Below are 719 nucleotides of genomic sequence, written 5' to 3' on the forward strand. Positions count from 1 at the left end.
CTTTTGGTAGCGTTGTATTTGCTTACTCATATCTTCCACCGGTAAAAAACAGACGAGTAGGCGACATTTTATGTCGCTTTGTTATTTAGTATAGCGTTCATAGAGATGAATTAGGAGCGCTAAAATGCAAGTACAAACACACTTTGAGAACAATAGTCACGATAATTTTGCTTTTCTGAAAGACGGCTTGGCCGAGCTTTATAAGCAAGCGGTACTTGCTGAGCGCTACTATTTCACAGACCCACAATCGAGTATGGCGAAGATTCGTCTGTTCCAACTATGTGGCAGAGATGAAAGTCTCTCGTACTCGCATGAAAAAGCACATGAGTAGCCTGTATGAAATTGCGCATTATGTGGGTCAGACCATCCTAGGAACTAAGGTGCAGTGCTCTTACACTTGGCAAGAGCCAACGTCATGTGAGCTCTCAACGTTCGTGGCGGATGCGCTGAAAGGCTCTGCTGAGGCAAGCCACTACCTAGCAAACAAGTTCTATTCAGAGCTATTAGAGATGAGTGAGCAGACAGGCAAGGAGCGTTGGTGGGTCAAGGAGCAGTTCCTTGATAAGCAATCAGACCTGAGTTATTGGTTAGAGAAAACACACCGTCAGGGTCACCCGCAGAGCTGGTTACTGTTTGCCAAGTGTTATTCCAATAAGTTGCTGCAAGAAGATTCGACACACAATGCAAAAGAGTGCTTTAAGCATGGGCTAAAGTCTGAT

At 44.8% G+C, this 719-nt stretch carries 1 protein-coding gene and 1 pseudogene; both read left to right on the forward strand.

Annotated elements, in window-relative coordinates:
* The first annotated feature begins 124 nt into the window (after positions 1-124).
* On the forward strand, positions 125-331 hold the full coding sequence (locus KIV40_RS34635) for a hypothetical protein (protein WP_285353983.1): 207 nt from the start codon (positions 125-127) through the stop codon (positions 329-331).
* Positions 324-719, forward strand: a pseudogene (locus tag KIV40_RS34640) (hypothetical protein); the annotation flags it as partial. The gene KIV40_RS34635 and the pseudogene KIV40_RS34640, both read left to right, overlap by 8 nt.

Source organism: Vibrio sp. D173a (genome assembly GCF_030248475.1).